Origin of the sequence: Flavihumibacter petaseus NBRC 106054 (genome assembly GCF_000974785.1) — a bacterium.
Taxonomy (GTDB): Bacteria; Bacteroidota; Bacteroidia; order Chitinophagales; family Chitinophagaceae; genus Flavihumibacter; species Flavihumibacter petaseus.
Genome location: NZ_BBWV01000002.1, coordinates 181,020 through 200,160, shown reverse-complemented (window position 1 = coordinate 200,160; position 19,141 = coordinate 181,020). Strand labels below are relative to the sequence as shown.

General features: G+C 49.6%; 20 protein-coding genes. 3 read left to right on the top strand and 17 right to left on the bottom strand.

What is annotated here, in order from left to right:
- Positions 1-25: 25 nt before the first annotated feature.
- From FPE01S_RS10680 to FPE01S_RS10665, 4 genes are all read right to left on the bottom strand, one after another.
- Positions 26-1,861 carry a RagB/SusD family nutrient uptake outer membrane protein gene (locus FPE01S_RS10680; RefSeq protein ID WP_046369011.1) on the bottom strand — a complete coding sequence of 612 codons (1,836 nt, stop codon included), beginning with the start codon at positions 1,859-1,861 and terminating at the stop codon, positions 26-28.
- Positions 1,862-1,882: 21 nt separating this feature from the next.
- Entirely contained in the window at positions 1,883-5,245 is a 3,363-nt protein-coding gene (locus tag FPE01S_RS10675) for a TonB-dependent receptor (protein WP_245624007.1), read from the bottom strand.
- Between the two features lie 198 nt (positions 5,246-5,443).
- Complete coding sequence (locus FPE01S_RS10670) at positions 5,444-6,640, bottom strand: FecR family protein (RefSeq protein ID WP_052955707.1); 1,197 nt, start codon at positions 6,638-6,640, stop codon at positions 5,444-5,446.
- A gap of 72 nt (positions 6,641-6,712) precedes the next feature.
- The gene (locus tag FPE01S_RS10665) at positions 6,713-7,282 is read right to left on the bottom strand and encodes an RNA polymerase sigma factor (protein WP_046369010.1); all 570 of its coding nucleotides are present in this window, start codon (positions 7,280-7,282) and stop codon (positions 6,713-6,715) included.
- Between the two features lie 58 nt (positions 7,283-7,340).
- Here FPE01S_RS10665 and FPE01S_RS10660 point away from each other — a divergent pair, with 58 nt between their 5' ends.
- Positions 7,341-8,036 carry a VIT1/CCC1 transporter family protein gene (locus tag FPE01S_RS10660; RefSeq protein ID WP_046369009.1) on the top strand — a complete coding sequence of 232 codons (696 nt, stop codon included), beginning with the start codon at positions 7,341-7,343 and terminating at the stop codon, positions 8,034-8,036.
- 33 nt (positions 8,037-8,069) lie between these two features.
- A complete protein-coding gene (locus FPE01S_RS10655) occupies positions 8,070-8,333 on the top strand; it encodes a SemiSWEET family sugar transporter (RefSeq protein ID WP_046369799.1) in 264 nt (87 codons plus the stop codon).
- Between the two features lie 112 nt (positions 8,334-8,445).
- Here FPE01S_RS10655 and FPE01S_RS10650 read toward each other — a convergent pair whose 3' ends face one another.
- Together FPE01S_RS10650 and FPE01S_RS10645 are read right to left on the bottom strand one after the other, a co-directional pair.
- Positions 8,446-9,210, bottom strand: coding sequence for an OmpA family protein (locus FPE01S_RS10650; RefSeq protein WP_083990229.1), 765 nt, complete (start codon positions 9,208-9,210; stop codon positions 8,446-8,448).
- 6 nt (positions 9,211-9,216) lie between these two features.
- Positions 9,217-10,695, bottom strand: coding sequence for a DUF1254 domain-containing protein (locus FPE01S_RS10645; protein ID WP_052955705.1), 1,479 nt, complete (start codon positions 10,693-10,695; stop codon positions 9,217-9,219).
- A 173-nt stretch (positions 10,696-10,868) separates the two neighbouring features.
- On the opposite strand from FPE01S_RS10645, the gene FPE01S_RS10640 reads away from it, so the two are divergent.
- Complete coding sequence (locus FPE01S_RS10640) at positions 10,869-12,056, top strand: helix-turn-helix domain-containing protein (RefSeq protein WP_046369008.1); 1,188 nt, start codon at positions 10,869-10,871, stop codon at positions 12,054-12,056.
- A 25-nt stretch (positions 12,057-12,081) separates the two neighbouring features.
- Here the strand turns inward: FPE01S_RS10640 and FPE01S_RS10635 are convergent, their stop codons facing one another.
- The 11 genes from FPE01S_RS10635 to FPE01S_RS10580 all read right to left on the bottom strand — a co-directional run bounded on the left by FPE01S_RS10635 (position 12,082) and on the right by FPE01S_RS10580 (position 19,129).
- Positions 12,082-12,345, bottom strand: coding sequence for a hypothetical protein (locus tag FPE01S_RS10635; protein ID WP_046369007.1), 264 nt, complete (start codon positions 12,343-12,345; stop codon positions 12,082-12,084).
- Positions 12,346-12,918: 573 nt separating this feature from the next.
- Positions 12,919-13,296: a VOC family protein gene (locus tag FPE01S_RS10625; protein ID WP_046369005.1), complete on the bottom strand. Its 378-nt coding sequence runs from the start codon at positions 13,294-13,296 to the stop codon at positions 12,919-12,921.
- Positions 13,297-13,506: 210 nt separating this feature from the next.
- A complete protein-coding gene (locus FPE01S_RS10620) occupies positions 13,507-13,806 on the bottom strand; it encodes a hypothetical protein (protein ID WP_046369004.1) in 300 nt (99 codons plus the stop codon).
- Positions 13,806-14,015: a hypothetical protein gene (locus FPE01S_RS10615; protein ID WP_046369003.1), complete on the bottom strand. Its 210-nt coding sequence runs from the start codon at positions 14,013-14,015 to the stop codon at positions 13,806-13,808. Before FPE01S_RS10615 ends, FPE01S_RS10620 begins: the two co-directional genes overlap by 1 nt.
- A gap of 53 nt (positions 14,016-14,068) precedes the next feature.
- Positions 14,069-14,605 (bottom strand): pyridoxamine 5'-phosphate oxidase family protein, encoded by a 537-nt coding sequence (locus tag FPE01S_RS10610; RefSeq protein WP_046369002.1) that lies wholly within the window; start codon positions 14,603-14,605, stop codon positions 14,069-14,071.
- A 122-nt stretch (positions 14,606-14,727) separates the two neighbouring features.
- Positions 14,728-15,501, bottom strand: a complete 774-nt coding sequence (locus FPE01S_RS10605; RefSeq protein WP_046369001.1) for a hypothetical protein — start codon at positions 15,499-15,501, stop codon at positions 14,728-14,730.
- Positions 15,498-15,881, bottom strand: coding sequence for a GntR family transcriptional regulator (locus FPE01S_RS10600; protein ID WP_046369000.1), 384 nt, complete (start codon positions 15,879-15,881; stop codon positions 15,498-15,500). The genes FPE01S_RS10605 and FPE01S_RS10600 overlap by 4 nt, the downstream gene beginning before the upstream one ends.
- Positions 15,882-15,890: 9 nt before the next feature.
- On the bottom strand, positions 15,891-16,685 hold the full coding sequence (locus tag FPE01S_RS10595) for a hypothetical protein (RefSeq protein ID WP_046368999.1): 795 nt from the start codon (positions 16,683-16,685) through the stop codon (positions 15,891-15,893).
- Between the two features lie 6 nt (positions 16,686-16,691).
- Positions 16,692-17,528 carry an ABC transporter ATP-binding protein gene (locus tag FPE01S_RS10590; RefSeq protein WP_046368998.1) on the bottom strand — a complete coding sequence of 279 codons (837 nt, stop codon included), beginning with the start codon at positions 17,526-17,528 and terminating at the stop codon, positions 16,692-16,694.
- A gap of 116 nt (positions 17,529-17,644) precedes the next feature.
- On the bottom strand, positions 17,645-18,478 hold the full coding sequence (gene ygiD, locus FPE01S_RS10585) for a 4,5-DOPA-extradiol-dioxygenase (RefSeq protein WP_046369796.1): 834 nt from the start codon (positions 18,476-18,478) through the stop codon (positions 17,645-17,647).
- Positions 18,479-18,541: 63 nt separating this feature from the next.
- Entirely contained in the window at positions 18,542-19,129 is a 588-nt protein-coding gene (locus FPE01S_RS10580; protein ID WP_046368997.1) for an ester cyclase, read from the bottom strand.
- Positions 19,130-19,141 lie beyond the last annotated feature (12 nt).

The following is a 19,141-nucleotide window of genomic DNA, read 5'->3' as shown; positions in this document are numbered from 1 at the left end:
ATCGTTTTGATTAAAGGTTACTGCATTACCAGCCAGGATTCTGGACCAGTGAATTGTCTCTTTCGATATCTGTCTGCTGAATGGGAAACAGGTACATCTTATCATCCCAGAACCGTTGCTGAAACAGGGTCCGGTCATAAAATCCCGTAAACGAAAATCCCTGTCCCCCGTCATCGGCATTCACATTCATGCCATAGATCGCCTGGTTTTCCGCTTTACCCATCAGCAACCGTCTGGTCAGGGTATAATACCGGTCGCTCTCAAAACAGAGTTCTACCTGCCGTTCATGAAGGATGATGTCGCGCATCGCTTCTGTATTGCCGACAGCATCCGGGTAAACGGTTTCAATACCGGGAAGTCCGGCCCTTTCGCGTACCATATTGAGGTACTTTACGATGTCAGGGTTACCGGGATCGTATTCATTCAGGGCTTCTACATAGTTGAGCAGGATCTCTGCATAACGGATCAGGATATAAGGCCGGTAGTTGGTATTGTCGTAACGGATATTGTCATTGGGGCTGATCCTTTTCAGCACATCATACCCGGTGAGGTTGCTGGTGCCCACGCCTTTCTGCCCGGATTTGCCGCTATAATACATTTCCACCCGTCCAGTACCGTCTACATTTTTATCTGAAGAATAGTAGTTCTTGTCGTCCGTATTCGGAGCCGGCAATACCGGCCGGGCATTGTACTGGATATAGGCATAAAACCTGGGTTCACGGTTCGCATACATATTCCATTGTCCCTTCTTATGCCCCCAGCTTTTGTCACTGTCGGTGGAGGCAAATCCTGATTCAACATAGCCTGATGCCGGATCGCTGATCAGCCTGCCATTGTTCATGGCAAAGGCATCCACCAGGTTCTGTGTGGCATTGTACATATTGTATCCGCCGGACCCCGGAGACGCGCATTTCGTAAAGCCCCAATGGCTCCAGCTGTTGTCAGAGAAGATGATCTCATTGTTCCAGGTAGTCAGGAAGAGATCGCGTACAGAGAGATAAGGGTCAAAAGAACCGCCACCGTTGTCGAGATTGGTGAACAACTTATAGGCGCCTGCATCGATCACTGCTTTTGCAGCCGCAGCTGCAGTCTTCCACCTGTTCGCATCATAACCAGCCGGTGCCAGTGCCGTTCCATCCAGGTTTTTGAAATTGCTGAACCGCGGGTTCCCATTCCACAGCGGACTGGCAGCCAGTAACGCCGCCTGTGCTTTTACCGCAAGGCAGGCTCCCTTCGTGGGACGGCCATAGTTGCTGCTGGATGCCCAGGTCTCCGGCAGATTGACCATCGCCTGGTCCATCAGTTGATTGATATGCAGGATGCAGGTGTCAAAAGGAGCACGGGCATACTGGTTGAAATCATCATCCTGGGCGAGCTCTCCCATGAGTTTGACGTATGGACCATATTGTTTGAGAATCTGCCAGAAAAACCAACCGCGCAGGAAAGTATTTTCCCCTTTGTGTTGTGCTTTTAATTCATCGCTCATTTCTCCTGAAGGAACTTTGTCAATGTTCTCCTCAAAAACAAAGGACTTGCGGATGCCGTTATAATAACCACCCCAACGGTAACCGTACCAACTCGAGGCACTCCAGTTGCCGCTGACCATCTGCCGCACTTCTGTTGTCGGAACGGCAACAGATGATTCATCGCTGGCACCCATGCTGGCCCAGTCTCCACCGTCAGACTGATGTACTGTAGCGTAGATCCCATACAGGTAGGCTTCGGCATTTGCCCGGGTCTCCCAAACCTGTTCTTCCGTCAGCAGGTTGTCAGGCTTTTTGTCGAGGTACTTACTGCAGGACAATAGCAGCAAGGCAGCGATGCAACAACCTGCGACCTGAAAAAATTTATGCTTGTTCATTGATTGTTCATTTGAGTGTCACTAAAACTGTACGCGGAAGCCCACGGTCACAGTTTTTGAATAGGGATATTTTGCACCATTGGAACCGAGCTCTGGATCCCAGAGTTTAAACGGCGATGCCGTGAACAGGTTAATTCCTGAAGCATATACCTGGAGACCGGTCATGCCGATCCTCCTGAGTGCAGCGCTGTTAAAATTGTAGGCAACACTTGCCTGTTTCAGCCGGCAGAAACTGCCATCCTTCAGCCACCAGGTGCTGTTCAGGTAATTGTTATCGCTGGTGTTGGCGATGGTCAGCCGTGGATAATCGACATCCTGACTGGGATTGTCAGCCGTCCACCTGCTGGTGGCATTGGTCAGCACATTTCCGGGATATTGACCGATTCCAGCAAAGGGAACCACTCCTACACCGTTGGCTGCCCCTGAATTTGTAGTGATCGCAGAGCCATTGGCCATGATGCCCACATCCGCAACTCCGGTGAAGAGTAACGACAACTCAAATCCCTTATAGGAAAATGAACCACCAAAACCATAGGACCATTTCGGAAAGGATGATTTACCGAGATAAGTCCAGTCATTGCCGTTAACGACGTTATCGCCACTCAGGTCAGCATACTTGATATCGCCGGGATAAACAGGACGAAATTGCGCCGGACTGCCATTGACATCGTGCTGATCGATAAAGAGTCCCAGGCTGTTGTACCCGGTGAACTCACCAAAGCTATGTCCTTCGCGTTGCTGATAGGCATAAGTGCGCTTCGGCTCGTCAGCAAAGAGGATGGTATTTTTAGCATAGGTAACGTTACCGAATAAGCGAATTCCGAAGTCCTTTCCCCAATGATCATTGTACTCAATGCTACCGTCAATACCTTTGTTGACCATCTCCCCCATATTCGCATATATGGTAAGGTTGCTGTACCCTGCCACCGGAGAAATGGAACTACGGGGAATCAGGATGTCTGTCCGGTTGTCCCTGAACACATCCACCACGATATTGAGCTTATTGAACAGGCCGACTTCCAGGCCAAGGTTGTCCTTGGTCGATTTTTCCCAGCGGAGATCTTCTGTTCCCAATACAGATTCAGAAATGCCCGGGTAGTAGGTCGGACCAAGACCCAGCGATACACCGGTAGACCCATCGATATAGGTGAGGTAACCAAAGCGGTCGCCGCCAATCTGATCATTACCGGTAACACCCCTGGAAGCCCTGACCTTCAGCAGGTTGATCTTGTCCGTCAAAGGCTCAAAGAATTTTTCGCGGGAGATCACCCAACCTGCAGAAACAGCCGGGAAAAATCCCCAGCGATGTCCCGGTGCAAAGTTCTCTGAACCCGTAGCACCGGCATTCACTTCCAGGAGGTATTTGTCGCGGAAACCATAGGTAATCCTTCCTGCATAATTCTGGTTACGGAAAGGGATAGCCGATTTCAGGTTGGGTGCTGTTCCGATCACCCGGTTGCGCATATTGGCCACCAGCAATCCACCGAAACTATGATCACCAAAGGTCCGGTCATAGGCAATATTACCTTCCAGGTACATCACTCTTTCACCAGTGGACGAAGTCGAATAATCCAGGTAGGTAGACCCGGTGCGAACCTTTTCATACACCAGGCTGCCATCCGGATTCCGTGATCCTGCATACCACAAGTCATTCAGGCCTTTACGGCCGGTACTGAATGTGCCATAGGAATCAAAGGAAAACCTGGCTGTTGCACTGAGTCCTTTCGTGATAGCGTTCAGTTTCTGGTTGAGGGATAAAACCGATTGTACAGAAGGATTGAATTCTGTGCTGTAGCCAGCATTCTGAACAAGATTGAAAGGGTTGGAACCACCGTTGTTGCGGGGACCAGCCCATTTATCATCCTCATATTTAACTGGGAAAGAGATGGGGTTGGTCGCGAAAGCGCTGTACCAGATGCTGGATGCCGGGTTGCCGGGATAACGGCTATTCACCAGCATGGCACCGATATTCAATGACAGCACGGTACTCTTCGTCAGGTTAACATCAATATTGCTCCTGAAATCGTACCGTTTGAAATTCAGGTTGGGGTTATAGCCATCGAGGTTCTTCACCTTATACTGACCATCCTGGTTATAAAAAGACATGGAGAGATAGTACCGCATGGCTTCCCCGCCGCCACTTACATTCACATTCGCGTTGGTCATCGATGCCCAATCCTTATACACCGTATTGATCCAGTCCACATCAGGGTAGAGATAAGGATCAAGGCCGCTTTTCGTTTTGGCGATCACTTCATCGCTATAGGCACCTTCGCCGGTATAGGATGGATCATTGCGCTGTGCTTCATTATACAGCTGCATATAGGTAACGCCATCGAGCATTTTCGGAAGCTTCGTCAGGCCGGTCACACCGGTTTCTGCTTTTGCAGAAATTCTCGGCTTGCCGGCGATCCCTCTTTTGGTAGTGATGATCAGTACGCCATTGGCGCCGCGGGCGCCGTAAACCGCAGTTGCTGACGCATCTTTGAGAAGAGAAATACTGGCAATATCTTCCGGATCAATATTATTGAAAGCACCGCCATAGGTACTGTTCACATCATCGCGCTGAACGCCATCCACAATAATCAGCGGAGATACACTTCCCGCAAAAGTACCGACACCGCGGATAGTGAAGGTCGGGTTATCATAACCGGGTTCGCCACCGGCACTCTGCATGGAGATCACACCAGCCACTTTACCCGCCAGCGCATTGCTGAGGGAAGCCACCGGCGTGCGCATATCCGTCATGTTCACCGTGGAAACAGCACCGGTAACACTGATCTTCTTCTGTTTGGCATAACCCACCACCACGATATCATTGAGCTTGTTGTTCTTCTGCTGCAGGGTCAGTTTGAGTGGTTTACTGTTCACCACTTTGACCTCCTGGTCTGCCATACCCACCATACTGAATACCAGTACATCCCCTTCTTCCGCCATCAGGGAGAAGTTGCCGAATTCATCGGTTACGCCGAGGGCAGGCTGGCCCTTGCGGGAAATGCTGACACCCACCAGCGGTTTGCCGTCTTCGTCCATCACCGTGCCTTTAACGGCGACCGGTGGCAATGCAGCCGGTACCGGTGCAGGTTCTGCCGAGCGGGGCTTGATCACAATGGTGCTGTCAAACAGCGTGTAGGTAATGGGCTGCCCCCTGAAACAGGCGTCCAGCGCACTTTCCAGTGTGGCATTCTCCACATGGATGGTTACTTTCCTCGCATTCTCCACCAACTGCCTGGTGTAAACGAAGTTGTAACCGGATTGCCTCCTGATCTCCCGGAAAACCTTTTCCAGGTTGGCATTCTTCTCCGAAAGGGTAATGCGTTGCGCGTATCCCCTGGCGGAAACCTGCAGGCAGGCAGTGAGTAATAAGATGGCCGTGAATTTCATCACCAGCAGCGTTTTGGTTAATGTCTTCCGGCTTCGTTTTGAACGAAGCGGAGGACCACAAAGAGCCATTAAATGCATAACTTTGTAGCGTTTGGGTTTTAACAATGAGCAGTCTACCTGACTTTTCAAATTGGGTAACCCAGGCTTCCGCCACTCCGGCTGCAACCAGAGTGGCTTTTTCATGGGCGACCAAAAGATTTATTTCTTCATCACCGTAATTTTTTTGCCTTCTATTTTGAATTGCACTACCTGGGTGTGTTCCAGGATCTTTAACACTTCAGATACATTTTCCTGCCTTGAGATGCTGCCGACAAAATTGTCTGCCGGCAATGCGCCCTGGAATTCCACGTTCACATCATACCATCTTGCGACCTGCCGCATGATCGGGCCAATAGTACTGCCATTAAGTTCAAACCGGCCGTTCTTCCAGGCCATCACAGCATCGAGATCAACGTCTTCCTGCATGGTTATTTTTGCCGCAACGCTTGCCTGTTGTCCCGGCTTCAGCCGGATGGCCTGTTCACCGCGGGAAACGTTGACGGCACCCTCGAGCAGTGTGATACGGCTGTCTGTCTCATCGTCAAAAGCATTTACATTGAAATGGGTGCCCAGTACACGGATCGCCAGATCAACTTTCTCTACGATAAACGGGGAAGCGGGATTGTGCGCCACTTCGAAATAGGCTTGCCCGTTGATCTTCACCCTGCGCTCAGCAGCGGTAAAAGCTGCGGGATAAGTAAGCGTGGAACCGGCATCGATCCAAACCCTTGAGCCGTCTGAGAGGGCCAGGGTCAATGGCTTGCTGCCGTAGGGAACATATAAGGTATTGATACCCGTTGCCGTTTCCTGCTGGCCGCCCGTTGAGGTATAACCGATAGCACCATCGTCCTGCCGGGAGATCTGCATGCTGCCCTGTTGCGCCAGGGTACCCCTGCCGGTGCTGTCCAGCTGAATAACAGAGCCATCTGCCAGTGTAAGGATCGCTTTCTGCACCTGCGGTGCTGTAACATCATCGCCAAATCGGCTCCTGGCTGCCTGAGGCATATCCGCAGCCCGCTTCCCGTTCGAGAACCACCAGGCGCCTGAACCCATGGCAAGGATCAGTATTGCCGCGGCCGCCCACCGGCGCCAGGAGATCCGGCGCACTACCGCCTCCTGGTGCTCCGCAGCCTGCCCTTCCGAAACCTGGCTCGCTGAAATATGATCCCGGATCTCTGCCAGCATCAATTCACCATAAGCAGCAACTGACACTTCCTCTTCTGTTAATACCACCTCGGCATCTCCTTCCGGAACAGCGTCATACCAGGCATGGAGCTGTGCTTTTTCCGCTTCAGTAGCAGTACCGTTCAGGTATTTTGCAGCCAGTTCCTGTATCGTCTTTTGATCCGGATCCATATCCCTTTTTCAGATAAGAGACATGAACACATTTTTTGTACGCAGGAAATTCAGGATTTTTCGAAAAAAAGTTTAAAAGATGAAAATAGCGTAAGCCAGTTTCTGCATTTGCTGCCGCATGATGGCCATTACGCGGGCGACATAGGCCTCCGCAGTACGGGGAGATACACCCAGCCGGGCAGCCACGTCTTCCAGTGGTTGGTCCAACAGCTTATGATGAATAAACACGACCCGGTATTTTTCCGGGAGATCATTACTGAGACGGGTCAGAATTTCGATCAGTTGCTTGTTTTCCAGGTCGATCGTTTCGGCAACGAACCGGGCCTGCTTGTTTTGCAGGTGTTTCAGGTGGCTTTCCCGCCGCTTTTCGTTGGCCAGGTGGCGGTAGACCGCGTACCGGGTCATTGCGCCCAGGTAAAGCGGAAGCGATTGAATATCGAGCGATTCCTTTTTCTGCCACAGCGTCAGGAAAATATTCTGAACCACTTCCCGGGCATCTTCACGCATGCCCAGCCGTTTGTGGGCCATAAAGAACAGGCGTTCCCAATAAAGGTGATAGATCCTTGTAAATGCAGCCTCGCTGCCGGCTTTCAATTGACGGAGCAGTTCTGGTTCGATATGTTCAGCAGCAGTTTCCAACATTCGGGGCCGGATAAAAATAGGTAAATTATCGAACCATTAATCTCCATAATTACAACCCATGCCTGTATTTACTGAGAAACATTATATGACACGCATCAGCTGGCTACGTGCTGCGGTGCTCGGATCCAACGACGGAATACTGTCTACTGCCAGCGTTGCTATCGGCGTGGCGGCTGCCGGAACGGAAAGACAACCGATTGTGCTGGCTGCCATTTCAGCATTGATAGCCGGCGCACTTTCCATGGCCGCGGGTGAATATGTTTCCGTCAGTTCGCAGGCGGACCTGGAAAAAGCCGATCTCGGCCGGGAAAAGGAAGAACTGGCCACCATTCCTGATGCCGAGCTGGAAGAGCTGGCCAAAATCTACGAGGCACGCGGATTGCCACCTGAACTCGCGCGTCAGGTAGCCCGTACCATGATGGAACATGATGCATTGAAAGCTCATGCCAGGGATGAACTTGGCATTAATGACTTTACTGCTGCCCGCCCCCTGCAGGCAGCCATCGCTTCTGCGGCAGCATTTTTGTGCGGCGGTATTTTTCCGCTGATCATCGCATTGACAGTTCCGGTTCGTCATATGGTGGTAATGCAATACGCCACTGCCATATTCTTTCTGGGGTGTTCCGGTTATTTTGCTGCTGTCAGCGGTGGATCGCCCGTGGCAAAATCTATTCTCCGGATCTGCTTCTGGGGAACAATCGCCATGTGCATTACTGCACTGGCGGGCTGGATCTTCGGAACCAGCGCAACATAATCCTTGTGGCACCTGGCTTGCATCATGCAGCGGATGGCTAATCTTCCTTTATATGTCGGGATCGGATCGGGCATTTGCACCGGCATTTCCCTGCTTCCCCAACTGATCAAACTGATCAGGGAAAAAAAAGCAGATGATCTTTCCTGCGGCATGCTGGTACTGTTGCTCGCCGGGCTCGGTGGCTGGATCTGGTACGGCGTGCTCAAAAGCGACTGGCCGATCATTATAACGAATGCTTTCTCGGCAATTGTCAACATGCTTATTATTGCGTTCTCTTTACAGTATAAAAAGCGGTGATTTGTTTGCAGGCAGGAACAAAAAATGAAGCCGTCCGTCATCACTGACAGACAACTTCATTTCCTCTCTGAAACTCATCCTAAAAAACTTTGCGCCTTTGAACCTTTGCGCCTCACTGTTTGGAACTATCCCACAGCTTCTCCAGGTTCGGCAACAGGATGATCTCCGTGCGCCGGTTGGAGGCCATGCCTTCTTTAGTATCATTTGCAGCAATCGGATTGAATTTGCCCTGGCCGGCAGCAGTCAGCCTCGCCGGTGTAACGCCATCTTTTACCAGCTCGCGCACCACCACATTGGCTCTTTCCGTGCTGAGGCCCCAGTTGTCTGCAACCCCTTTCACGTGCATGGTATCTGTATGTCCTACAACAATCATTTTAAGATCAGGATAATCATTTACCGCAGCCGCTACAGTTTTCAGCGCTTCTTTTCCTGCCGGGCTCAGCTGTGCACTACCGGTTTTGTACAGCAGGCTGGTGCCCATGCTGATATAAACCTGGTTGTCTTTGAGGTAAACATCCACGCCTTTGTCGTTGAAATCAGTAAGCGCTTCTTCGAGTTTTTTGTTGACCGCTTCCTGCCGTTGCCGGTAGTCGTCGATAATTGCCTGTCCCGCTGCCAGCTTGGCTTTCGTTGCTTCGCATTCGGAACGGTAGGACGCCAGTGTACTGTTGGCCTGTTCTGTAGCACTGTTGGCCTTCGCCAGGTCAGCCGTAAGTTTTTCCTTGTCGGCGTTCAGCGAAGAGATGGTGGATTGTAGTTGCGCATTTTCCTCCTGGGCAGCTTTCAGTTTCTTACTGGTACCACAGGAGAATAAGAATGGTGCGGTACATAGCATTCCCGCAACCAGCCATGACGTTGATTTTTTCATGAGTGACATGTTTGATTATTTTACTTTTTGTACTGGTGGTGTTTTCCAGGAGCCGGAGATCATGTCTTCTTTGGGCCAGTATACGCGAAGCAGGAGGTTGAAAGGTCCATTGGGTGCCGGAAGCCAGTTGGCGGTTTTGTCGGGCGACGGTTTGTTTTTGCTGATATAAATATCGGTAGAACCATCGACATTTTTCTTTATCGGATCACGGTCACCGATAGCAAACCGGTTCAGAACGTTAGTACTCAGAAAACCTTCGGGGTCGTACAGGGTCAGGCTCCAGAATGCTTTTGACGGCGGCGTTTGTCCTTTTCCGAAATGAAGCACATAATCGTGCTTTGATCCGTCATAGGGCTCACCGTCCCCGTCCACCTGTGAGGCAGGATAGATGGCATCTGCATCCAGGTTTGCACCCAGTCCGCCATAGGAAACACCGGCACGAAACGGGTAATTGGTACCATAATCCCCCAGGCCCCTGTTCACCACCCAGCCGTTTTCCGATTTTCCGTGTGACATACCGTGGCTGGACAACTCATTTTTCCCCCAGCCCGGCAGGGCTTTCAATGAATCCTGGAGCGCCGCAGACAATTTGCCCGCATCAAACTGCTTACCCGGCCCGATACCCAGGGTTTCCAGTTCTTTCAGTAAAGCTGCATCTGCTGCTGCAGGGGGATTTTTGACCATCAGGGCATTCAGCCTGTTGAAATAATCGGTGGCCGACATACCCGTTACGATATCATTGGGCGCCATTTTCGGAACGGCGGGATCAACCTTTCCCGGCACCGGTGTATAGGGCTTGCCATAAGCAGCCAGCGGTACCAGTTTAAAGCCCTGCTGGATCTTTTTTACGGTAGTCGCGCCGTCTTTTGCGCTGTTGACCTGCACACGCCCGATGACCCAAACTATATCCGTAGGCGCTTTCACCTGCTCCAATCCCGCGGGAACGGTGCCCGACCAGCCAGGCCCGGTGACCAGGTAACGCTGTGCCTTGTTCCCGGTAGTACGGGTACCGGGTGAAAAAAAGACATTGGTCCAGGCGTCGAGCATGGGAAATAAATAATAGCGGTCATTGGTTGCCGGGAGCTCCACAACTATGGCATCGGATCCCAGGTCCAGCCATCCCATGGAATAATAAGTGTCACAGTTGGGCCTTACCACATCTCTGAATTTGTCGTCAGGGAAAGTCTGGGCATTGGCGAACTGGTTCACCGGGGCCAGCAATCTGCCCGCGGTCACCGGGGCAGTTACATTCGTCATAACCTGGCGGCTGGCATCCATTACCACCAGCGGAAATCCGAAGAGATAAGCTTTTTTCAGAAGTTCAACGGACGCGGCATCCAGGGTGCCGGATGTTACGCCGTCCGTCGTTCCGGCTTCATCCGCTTTCTTTTCCGGAGAGGAGCCGCAGGATAGGCTCATTAACAACATGGCAAGGGCCACCAGGAAGGTTGGAAACTTTCCCATTCGGTTCAGTGAATTGATCAGTGAAAACATTAAAGTTGATTTAATGAAAAAATGAAATAACTGTTTGCACTACTGATCAGAGGAACGGAACAATATTAGGTGGTGATGGCAAATCCGCCCTGTTTAAGAGACAGGCGGCCTGCCAAGAATGCGCCATTTTGAGCAAATTCCCAGAGACATTATCATTTTTATATATTTATCTGGTGATACCATTATATTATAAAGCCAGTCTCCTGCTGACAGGAGTCTTCAGCCTGCTGGTAGCCCTGCTCCTCCGGGCATATGCTCCAAAGGAGGCGACGCCAGCCCGCCTGTTGAGCCGCTACTTTGCGCTGCTGGCCTACCCGGTTTTCTTGACCTACCTGGTGGCAAGCGGACTGATCTACGAGGTGCCCCACCTGTACCGGACAGGCATCATTGCCATCTTCTGCTATATTCCTGTTGGCTGGATGTATATGCGCTCGGTTACCGGTAACGGAAATCCTTCCTGGCGGGATGCCTGGCATTTTCTTCCGCCGCTGATCTATATCCTGGATTTTACCCCGTTCTTTTTATGGAGTGGTGCAGAAAAAATGAAAGCCCTCCAGTCTGGCGGGCTCGGCTATTCGATCATCCTGTTTCGCGAAAGTGCCGTCTTTCCCGCCGGCTTCTACCTGACCCTGAAATACGGGCTCGCTGCATTTTACTGGTTTCTCCAGCTGCGCCTGCTCCGGAGCTTCTATCAGCCCAATGACGGCGGGTTCCGGGAAAAGAACAAAAAACTCATCACCTGGCTGATGGTATTCCTCACCTGCCAGGTCACCACGTTCATCATCCCGCCCCTGAGTCTCCTGGGTGAGGAATACGCGGCTTATGAATACATGATCTACCTGTTCATGATTGGCGGCATTTGCGCCCTGGCTGCGGCAGCACTTTTTTTCTTCCCGGAATTCCTGTACCAGCTCAAACATCCCGAAGGCATAACCGAAAACACTTCGACGTTCGCAGCCGCCCATATCTATCCCGGCCGTACCAAACCGCCCGGCCTCACCCAGGAAAAACAACAGGAAATTGCAGCTGCCATCCGGGAACATTTCTCCCTCCGGCAACCCTTTCTCCAACAACAGTACACCCTGCCGAAATTATCCCTGGAAACAGGCATTCCCGCACAGTATATTTCCCTTTACATGAATGAAGAAGAAAAAATGAATTTCAACGATTTTGTCAATACTTACCGGATCCGGTACTGTCTGACCCTCATGAATGGTGAAGATGCCGGAAAATATACCCTCGAAACACTGGCGCGCCAGAGCGGATTCAACAACCGCAACACGTTCACGCAGGCTTTCAAGAAAGTAACCGGAGCCACACCCTCAGCCTATGCCAGAAATCTGCAGAAAGGCAACTTCTAAACCTATAAACGGATAAACACCCTACCTAATTAAATACTGTCTTGACAAACACAGGCTCCCCTTCTATGGAAAAATGATCTTCCACGCGAAGGATCTTCAGTTTATGTCCGCCGTTTTCAAATTGCCAGAATTTCAGTTCAGTAATGTACTGTGAATTATTATTGTCTTTACGGACACCAATTATCCTGACCGACAGCTCTTCTCCCCCGCAGGTTATATGAAGCAGTTTGCCGAAGTATTTATTCAGCTGATCTACCGTAAGCAGTTTGGGTACTTCGTAGGAAATCATGGGCTAATATTAGCCATTCGAAGTTTTCCCGGGCATTAAAAGTGCCTTTAATGTTTAAATCTCCGGGCATGCAAATTGCACTTGGGGTGTTTTTTCCTCCAAGTTCGGTCACTAAGCTCATGGTTCACGCGGTTTTGTTTTTTTCACGCAAAGTTCGCCAAGGTGCAGAGGCGCAAGTGATTTTTTGTGTTGTCAGAAATCTATTCAGAAGAAGATAATTTATACTGCCAGAAATATGGTGACCAACCGGTAATGCCACTTTTCCTTTGACCAGGGAATCAGAATATTCTGGTTAAATTGTTTTAAGAATATTTTCTCAAGCGCAAGTGAGCATGAACAGCTTTATAAAATCATCAATCAGAAACTACAATGAAATTATCAGTATCCTCCCAGGCTTCTCATTCCCACTATCATCATACGAAAATGTACAGATCGTTTTCCAGCCCCTGGGCACCTTATCAAATGGCATTTTAAACTGCTGTGACACACTTTCCAGAACAATCGACCCGGAATAAATCCGAACTAAGCCACTATTGAAGGCATGGTGAACAACATGGTCAATTTATACACTGCTTAATCAATCGGCTCCCACAACTGGATCTTGTTCCCTTCAGCATCCAGAATATGTACAAACTTGCCGTAATCGTAAGTTTCGATAGCGTCCAGTATTGTAACACCGCCGGCTTTCAGTTCACCGACCAGTACTTCTAGGTTCTCCACCCTGTAGTTGATCATGAAACCCTTATCCGAAGGATCAAAGTATTTGGACGTATCGGGGAATGTTGCCCATTGGGTTAATCCCTTTTTCGTGCCCTCCGCATCTTCATACCATTCAAATGAAGCACCATACTGACCCGCATCTATGCCAAGGTTCTTCTGGTACCATTCATTCATTGCCTTGGGATCTTTGCATTTGAAAAAGACACCGCCGATGCCCGTTACTTTTTTCATTGTCCAGGTATTTGTACGTTGAAAGTTACACTTTTATTCACACGTTAGTCTACCTCCTGCTTTCCTCTTTGTCCATAACTTTGTTCCCATCATTGTACACTTCCAGGATACAGCCCCATGAGCCACAACGCCTGGCGGTATGTGTATAGCTACTGGTATCAAAACCAGTTACAGATCCGTAGCCAAATGCTGCCTGTCCTATATAATAGGTTAGGAAATTCTTGCCTCCGAAAGATCCCCGACATAAGTGAAATCAAAATCGCGGTATCCTGCGGCATCCAGTGAGGCTTGTGAAATTAATAACCTGGAAAATATCAGTCTCTTTTCCCTATCAAAAAAACACTCAGCCGAATCGGATAGGATAATAAAACTATCTTCCAGCTGGAGCTTTTTCAGAAAAGCAATGTCGCCATTATCCAATCGCTGCGATGCCTTCAGAAATGCATCGCCTGGCCTCTCATGTTGGCAGGAGGTGGCTAATAAGATTAATCCAACCAATAGACCACGCATTACATTGGCTGTTGATACCTGTTCCTGATCCGTTCAATCTGCTCACTTTCTACCCCATCCTTTTTCGCCAGCTCGGCCAAAAGCTCAATAATCGCATCGTTGCCTTTAACGATCTTATCAACCCGGAGAATCCACCTGGCGAGGAAAACAGCGGCCACCAGTATCATAATACAGGAAACGATGTAAACAAGAATGCCGATCTCAGCCATAAAATTTCAATTGATGAAAACTTATGGCTAAAATAGCATTCCGCGGTCGTATTCTACGGCAATAATTTTCCTTCGACGGAATCGTCGAGTGTCTGCCCTGTGAGGGCGCCGGCGACCTGCTTGGCGAATGCCACTACCATCCCGTGCTTCGTATCCCAATAATATCCTTCAGTTGGCCGGAACCTGATCACCGTGATGCGAGGGTCATTCTCTCCTTCTGTGAACCAGGTTTTAAAGATCCCATGCCACAGTTCGCCAATTTTCTGTTTATCCCGGCTGATCTCAGCTGTTCCGTAAAGCGTCACAAATCCTGAATGTTTGCTGGCCTGGAAAAGCAACTGTACCTGGGGATCCTGTGCGATCTGCGCATTCTTATGGCTGTCTGCTGCACTGAGAAACCAGCAGTCCCCATTGTCATCCACCTGTTGCACCGCCATGGGCCTTGTAGAAAATGCCTGGCTGTTGCGGACCTGGGTGCAGAAAAAACAGGAGTCCGCTTTTTCCACCAGTTCTTTGATCTTTTCACCCGCTGCGTTGCCCTGAAGATCTTCGTGATTTCTTTCCGGTTGTTGCTGGTTGATACTGTCCATAACTACTTTTCCCGGAAATGATCATTTACCATGCCATGTAGATTGTTGAATAATAATTCAAAAAAGTTCAACGGGGTTCGACAATAGTGGCGATCCGGCAACAAAATGCTGATCCGGTAATATTATCTCCAGTGACGTTTCATTACTTCGCCGGCCAGAAATACCGACGATGTATCCGACACCCGGGCATCCAGCGAATCAATCAGGGCAGTCCTTACATCAACGGTAGACTTACCGGTGACGTTCAGGCCAAGCACCGATACATGATAAACATCCCATCCCTTGATTGCCTCTTCGGCTACTGTTGTTTTATCGTCGGCGACTTCCCGGCGATATTTCAGCACCGGCGAGATGTACACACCAATATCACTGCTATCCGACGCAAGAATACTCACGTGATCAAATTCTTTCACCAGGCTCTCCACCCGGAAGCTGGACTTGCCGGAGATGTCAAGCTGGAGGTTTTGCTGCTTCACATTCAGCATGGCCAGGTTGGTATTGAAAGCCGTTACAGATTTCAGCTGAGGCGAAAAAACCCGCAATATATCCGAGTTATTTAAGGCCGCCTTGTCGTAAACATCATTATACACCGTTGGGAAATCAATATAAAGCGTATCCTGCTGCACCACTGCCTTCACTCTTTTCTCGTTAAAACCACTCCACCATTTCATCACCCTAACCGAACAGGTGTCCGCAGGTTCATAAATGACCCGCGGAATATTGCCGCCGCGGATCACGAGATGACTGAAGGGTTGATCCAGGATGGTGCCATACAGGAACCAGGGATTCCCCTTACCGGATTTGTCATATACCTTCTTAAACTGGAAAGCTGACAAAACAATGCCCAGGAATAACAGGAATACCATTCCCAGCAGAATGCGCTTGGTGAGTTTCATTTCTTCTTATTTGGAAAGTTCTTGTTGACAAATTTTTCATATCGCTCCACCACCTGTTTCATATCGATCTTAAGGAGGTAGATATTCCTGAATGTGTCCGGCAACTCATTCTCAAAAAACTGCTCCCGCCGGAAAGCCAGTATATTGTCCTCCGCATCTGCCGCCACAAACAACCCCACGCCCCGCACGTTCTGGATAATCTCCCTTTGCTGAAGGAAATCATAAGCACGCTGCACGGTATTGGGACTGATCTCAATCAGTTCGCCCAGGTCACGGATACTCATGATCTTTTCTTCCGCCTTCCATTTCTTCAGCAGGATCTGTTCGCATACATAGTGCGCGATCTGCAGGTATATCGCCGGACTATCTTTAAACTCCATTCGTACTGTTTAGAATTCTTTTTCCTTTAACCGCAACAGTGTCAGGCTCCACAACATTACGGGCAATACATACCTGAATATAAAGGTGATCTTCTCACTAATATTCTCCGGCAATACGACAGGTGCCCGCTGGTTTCCCACCCAAACCCAGACAATGTTGAAAGGAAATGCCACCTGGGTGTCTTTGATCAGGGCACTGACCACCACATAATTGAGCACAAAGGAACAGACAATCAGGCTGCAGATGATCAGGGCGGTCTTCACAAAGGCCGCCTTGTTGAAGTACAAGGCACCGAGCATCAGCATACCCGTGAAGTTGAAGTACATCAAAAATGTTCCCCGTCCAACCACACCATTGTATGCCAACTCCCGCACCGCCTCCATGCGTTCCTTTACATGTGGCAAAGCCTTGTCAAATCCACGGTAGTAGTTGGCAACAAAGGCCATATCAATCAGCCGGAAAAAAGCCAGGAAAATTCCGAAATACAAAACCCCAACGATCAGTATCCCGGATAACCATTTTTCAAAGGCCGATGCCGGCAGCATCAGGAAGGAGGCGCCGCTGGCACTGGTATTGAAATAACCAAATACAATAGACGCGACCAGCGGTCCGCCCAACACCAGCCCCACTTCAAAGCCTGCATTCTGCCCCACTTCAACGCCCTGCAACAACTGCGTCAGCGCATAGACAATAAAAGTCACCACGAGGCAAAGTACCATCGAGCCAAGGATCTGGGAAGTACGTTCCACCATCACTTTCCGCATCAGCCACCAAAAGCGCTGCGCGCTGAAAATATCATTCATGTGCTGTTAGTTTGCAAATATTGATTTAAGCGCAGAAGGGTTTTCCACCGTAGCATTGAACAGCTGTTCGAGGCTGATCTTTCCTTCTTTCCCGTTCTCATTCTTCACCATCACCAGCCGGCCCCGCACCGCTTCTTCCTCATACAGCACCGCCAGCTCCGGTTCATCTGTTTCCACCAGCTGCAACGACAGCTTTTCGCCAATGGCACCCACCGGCGTATTCACCAGCAATTCGCCATCATCCACAATGATCACCTGGTCAATCAGGTTCTCCAGGTCACGGGTCTGGTGGGTAGAGATCAGTATGGTTCTGCTGTCATTCATAATGGACGCGATCAGCTTACGGAATTTCTTTTTGGAAGGAATATCCAGGCCGTTGGTAGGTTCATCCATGATCAGCACACCAGTATTACAAGCCAGGGCAAAGGCAATGATGAATTTCTTCTGCTGGCCAAATGATAACTTCGTCAGCTTCTCCTCCGTCTGCACATCAAGTTTGTGCAGGTAACTGTTCAGCATTTCCCTGTTGAACGATGGGTAAAAAGGAGCAAACAGGCGCACATACCCCTCAATGGTCAGCGAAGGCACATAAACTTCCTCAGGAATAAAATAAACCGTTCGCAGGAAAGAGGGCTTTCGGTCCCGCGGCCGGAAACCATTCACGGTAATACTGCCGGAGGTCGGATACAATAAACCGATCAGGTTTTTGAGCAGCGTACTCTTGCCGGCACCATTCTTCCCCAGCAGGCCATAGATCTTTCCGCTGCCAAGGGTGAAATCAAGTTCGCGGTACAGCGGCTTTCCTTTCTTATATCCAAAAGTAAACTTTTCTACACGTATCATAGTGTATTAGATAGGTTGTACACCAAAGATAGAATGTTTCTCATTCCGGACAAATATTTTGTAAAAAAGACCCCATGCGGTTGCACGGGGTCCCTGGTTAACAGCATAGGAAATAATCAGCCAATTTTTACGGAAGTCATGGTAAGCGAGCCACCAACTGCCTTATCGTTAAAAAATGTTATCGTGTCCTGCCTTCCCTTAACGCCCAATGTGTACAACAATGGCAGGTAGTGCTCCGGCGTAGGTATCGCCAGTGAAGCATCTTTTCCCAATGTGGTATAATGAATCAGCGGCTGGTGGTCGCCATCCAGTATCAGCGATTTAAATTTCCCGTTGATATTTTTCGCCCAGTCATAGCCATAATCCGCATCATTGAGTTTATCCCATGCCACCATCCGGAGGTTGTGCACCATATTGCCGCTGCCGATGATCAATACCCCCTTCTTTCTCAGCGCATACAGTTCCCTGGCCAGGTCATAGTGATACTGCGGACCCTTCGTATAATCGATGCTCAGTTGCAACACAGGAATATTGGCATCCGGATACATGTGCCGCACCACCGTCCAGGTACCGTGGTCCAGTCCCCAGTCATGGTCCAGCACCACGTCGGCAGCCTTTAGCAATGCTGAGGTTTCACTGGCCAGCACCGGGTTACCCGGTGCTGGATACTGCACGTCAAAAAGCGCCTGCGGGAAGCCCCCGAAATCATGGATCGTCTTCGGAAAATCCATTGCAGTAATCCTGGTACCCTGTGTAAACCAGTGCGCCGACACCACCAGTACTGCCTGGGGAACCGGGATCTCTTTTGCCAGCTGATGCCATCTCCGGCTGAATGCCGTGTCTTCAATTCCATTCATAGGCGAACCATGGCCAATGAACAGGACAGGCATAACCTGTTCCTGTTCATGGAGGTCTCCCGCAAACTTTCTGAATGCTGATAATGTTGTCATACCAATTACGCCTGAAGTTACTGCCTGTATAAATTTTTTCCGGTTCATCGGGCTGCCTTTTAGCTATTGCAAACCAATTTGTTTCGCATAGGTCTGGTTGTCCCAGAAAAGATGTTCTTCTTTCATCACGCCATTTTCCCAAATGCCCACGGTAGCCATCGGCATTTTAAAAGCCTTGCCTGTAGGCGGAATAAATTTTCCGTTTCCGATCGGCATTGGTTTCGTAAATGTTCCCTCAAACACACCTGTCACCAGGGTATAGTTGCCTGAACCAAATTTGATCGGATGCTCTTTGATCCGGGTGTCCGGTGCATGCACAAAAAGTTTCTTCAGGTCATCAATATGAACCTCTATCCCCTGGCTCATATGACCATCGGGCCAGTATACTTTAATGTCCTGCGCATGACTCTCTTTCAAGCGGTCCCATTGCTGGTTGCTGAACACATCAAAATCCAGTTCATCAAAAATTTTAAGGTACCTTTCAATACTGTCATTGGAAGCCGCCAACTGCATGGCGATGGTTTTCAGGCTGTCAATATCCAGGGAGGAAGCTTCTGTTTTCGGCTGGGGTTGCTGACAACTTTCAACAGCACCTGCCAGGAAGATCACGCCAAGGGCGGTGATCAGTGATTTGAATGAGAACTGTTTCATATCAATTTGATT

Excerpts from the sequence above, each read along its gene's own strand:
- FPE01S_RS10680 (WP_046369011.1), bottom strand. The coding sequence starts at position 1,861 with ATGAACAAGCATAAATTTTTTCAGGTCGCAGGTTGTTGCATCGCTGCC.
- FPE01S_RS10675 (WP_245624007.1), bottom strand. The coding sequence starts at position 5,245 with ATGAAATTCACGGCCATCTTATTACTCACTGCCTGCCTGCAGGTTTCC.
- FPE01S_RS10670 (WP_052955707.1), bottom strand. The coding sequence starts at position 6,640 with ATGGATCCGGATCAAAAGACGATACAGGAACTGGCTGCAAAATACCTG.
- FPE01S_RS10665 (WP_046369010.1), bottom strand. The coding sequence starts at position 7,282 with ATGTTGGAAACTGCTGCTGAACATATCGAACCAGAACTGCTCCGTCAA.
- FPE01S_RS10660 (WP_046369009.1), top strand. The coding sequence starts at position 7,341 with ATGCCTGTATTTACTGAGAAACATTATATGACACGCATCAGCTGGCTA.
- FPE01S_RS10655 (WP_046369799.1), top strand. The coding sequence starts at position 8,070 with ATGGCTAATCTTCCTTTATATGTCGGGATCGGATCGGGCATTTGCACC.
- FPE01S_RS10650 (WP_083990229.1), bottom strand. The coding sequence starts at position 9,210 with ATGTCACTCATGAAAAAATCAACGTCATGGCTGGTTGCGGGAATGCTA.
- FPE01S_RS10645 (WP_052955705.1), bottom strand. The coding sequence starts at position 10,695 with ATGTTTTCACTGATCAATTCACTGAACCGAATGGGAAAGTTTCCAACC.
- FPE01S_RS10635 (WP_046369007.1), bottom strand. The coding sequence starts at position 12,345 with ATGATTTCCTACGAAGTACCCAAACTGCTTACGGTAGATCAGCTGAAT.
- FPE01S_RS10625 (WP_046369005.1), bottom strand. The coding sequence starts at position 13,296 with ATGAAAAAAGTAACGGGCATCGGCGGTGTCTTTTTCAAATGCAAAGAT.
- FPE01S_RS10620 (WP_046369004.1), bottom strand. The coding sequence starts at position 13,806 with ATGCGTGGTCTATTGGTTGGATTAATCTTATTAGCCACCTCCTGCCAA.
- FPE01S_RS10615 (WP_046369003.1), bottom strand. The coding sequence starts at position 14,015 with ATGGCTGAGATCGGCATTCTTGTTTACATCGTTTCCTGTATTATGATA.
- FPE01S_RS10610 (WP_046369002.1), bottom strand. The coding sequence starts at position 14,605 with ATGGACAGTATCAACCAGCAACAACCGGAAAGAAATCACGAAGATCTT.
- FPE01S_RS10605 (WP_046369001.1), bottom strand. The coding sequence starts at position 15,501 with ATGAAACTCACCAAGCGCATTCTGCTGGGAATGGTATTCCTGTTATTC.
- FPE01S_RS10600 (WP_046369000.1), bottom strand. The coding sequence starts at position 15,881 with ATGGAGTTTAAAGATAGTCCGGCGATATACCTGCAGATCGCGCACTAT.
- FPE01S_RS10595 (WP_046368999.1), bottom strand. The coding sequence starts at position 16,685 with ATGAATGATATTTTCAGCGCGCAGCGCTTTTGGTGGCTGATGCGGAAA.
- FPE01S_RS10590 (WP_046368998.1), bottom strand. The coding sequence starts at position 17,528 with ATGATACGTGTAGAAAAGTTTACTTTTGGATATAAGAAAGGAAAGCCG.
- ygiD (WP_046369796.1), bottom strand. The coding sequence starts at position 18,478 with ATGACAACATTATCAGCATTCAGAAAGTTTGCGGGAGACCTCCATGAA.
- FPE01S_RS10580 (WP_046368997.1), bottom strand. The coding sequence starts at position 19,129 with ATGAAACAGTTCTCATTCAAATCACTGATCACCGCCCTTGGCGTGATC.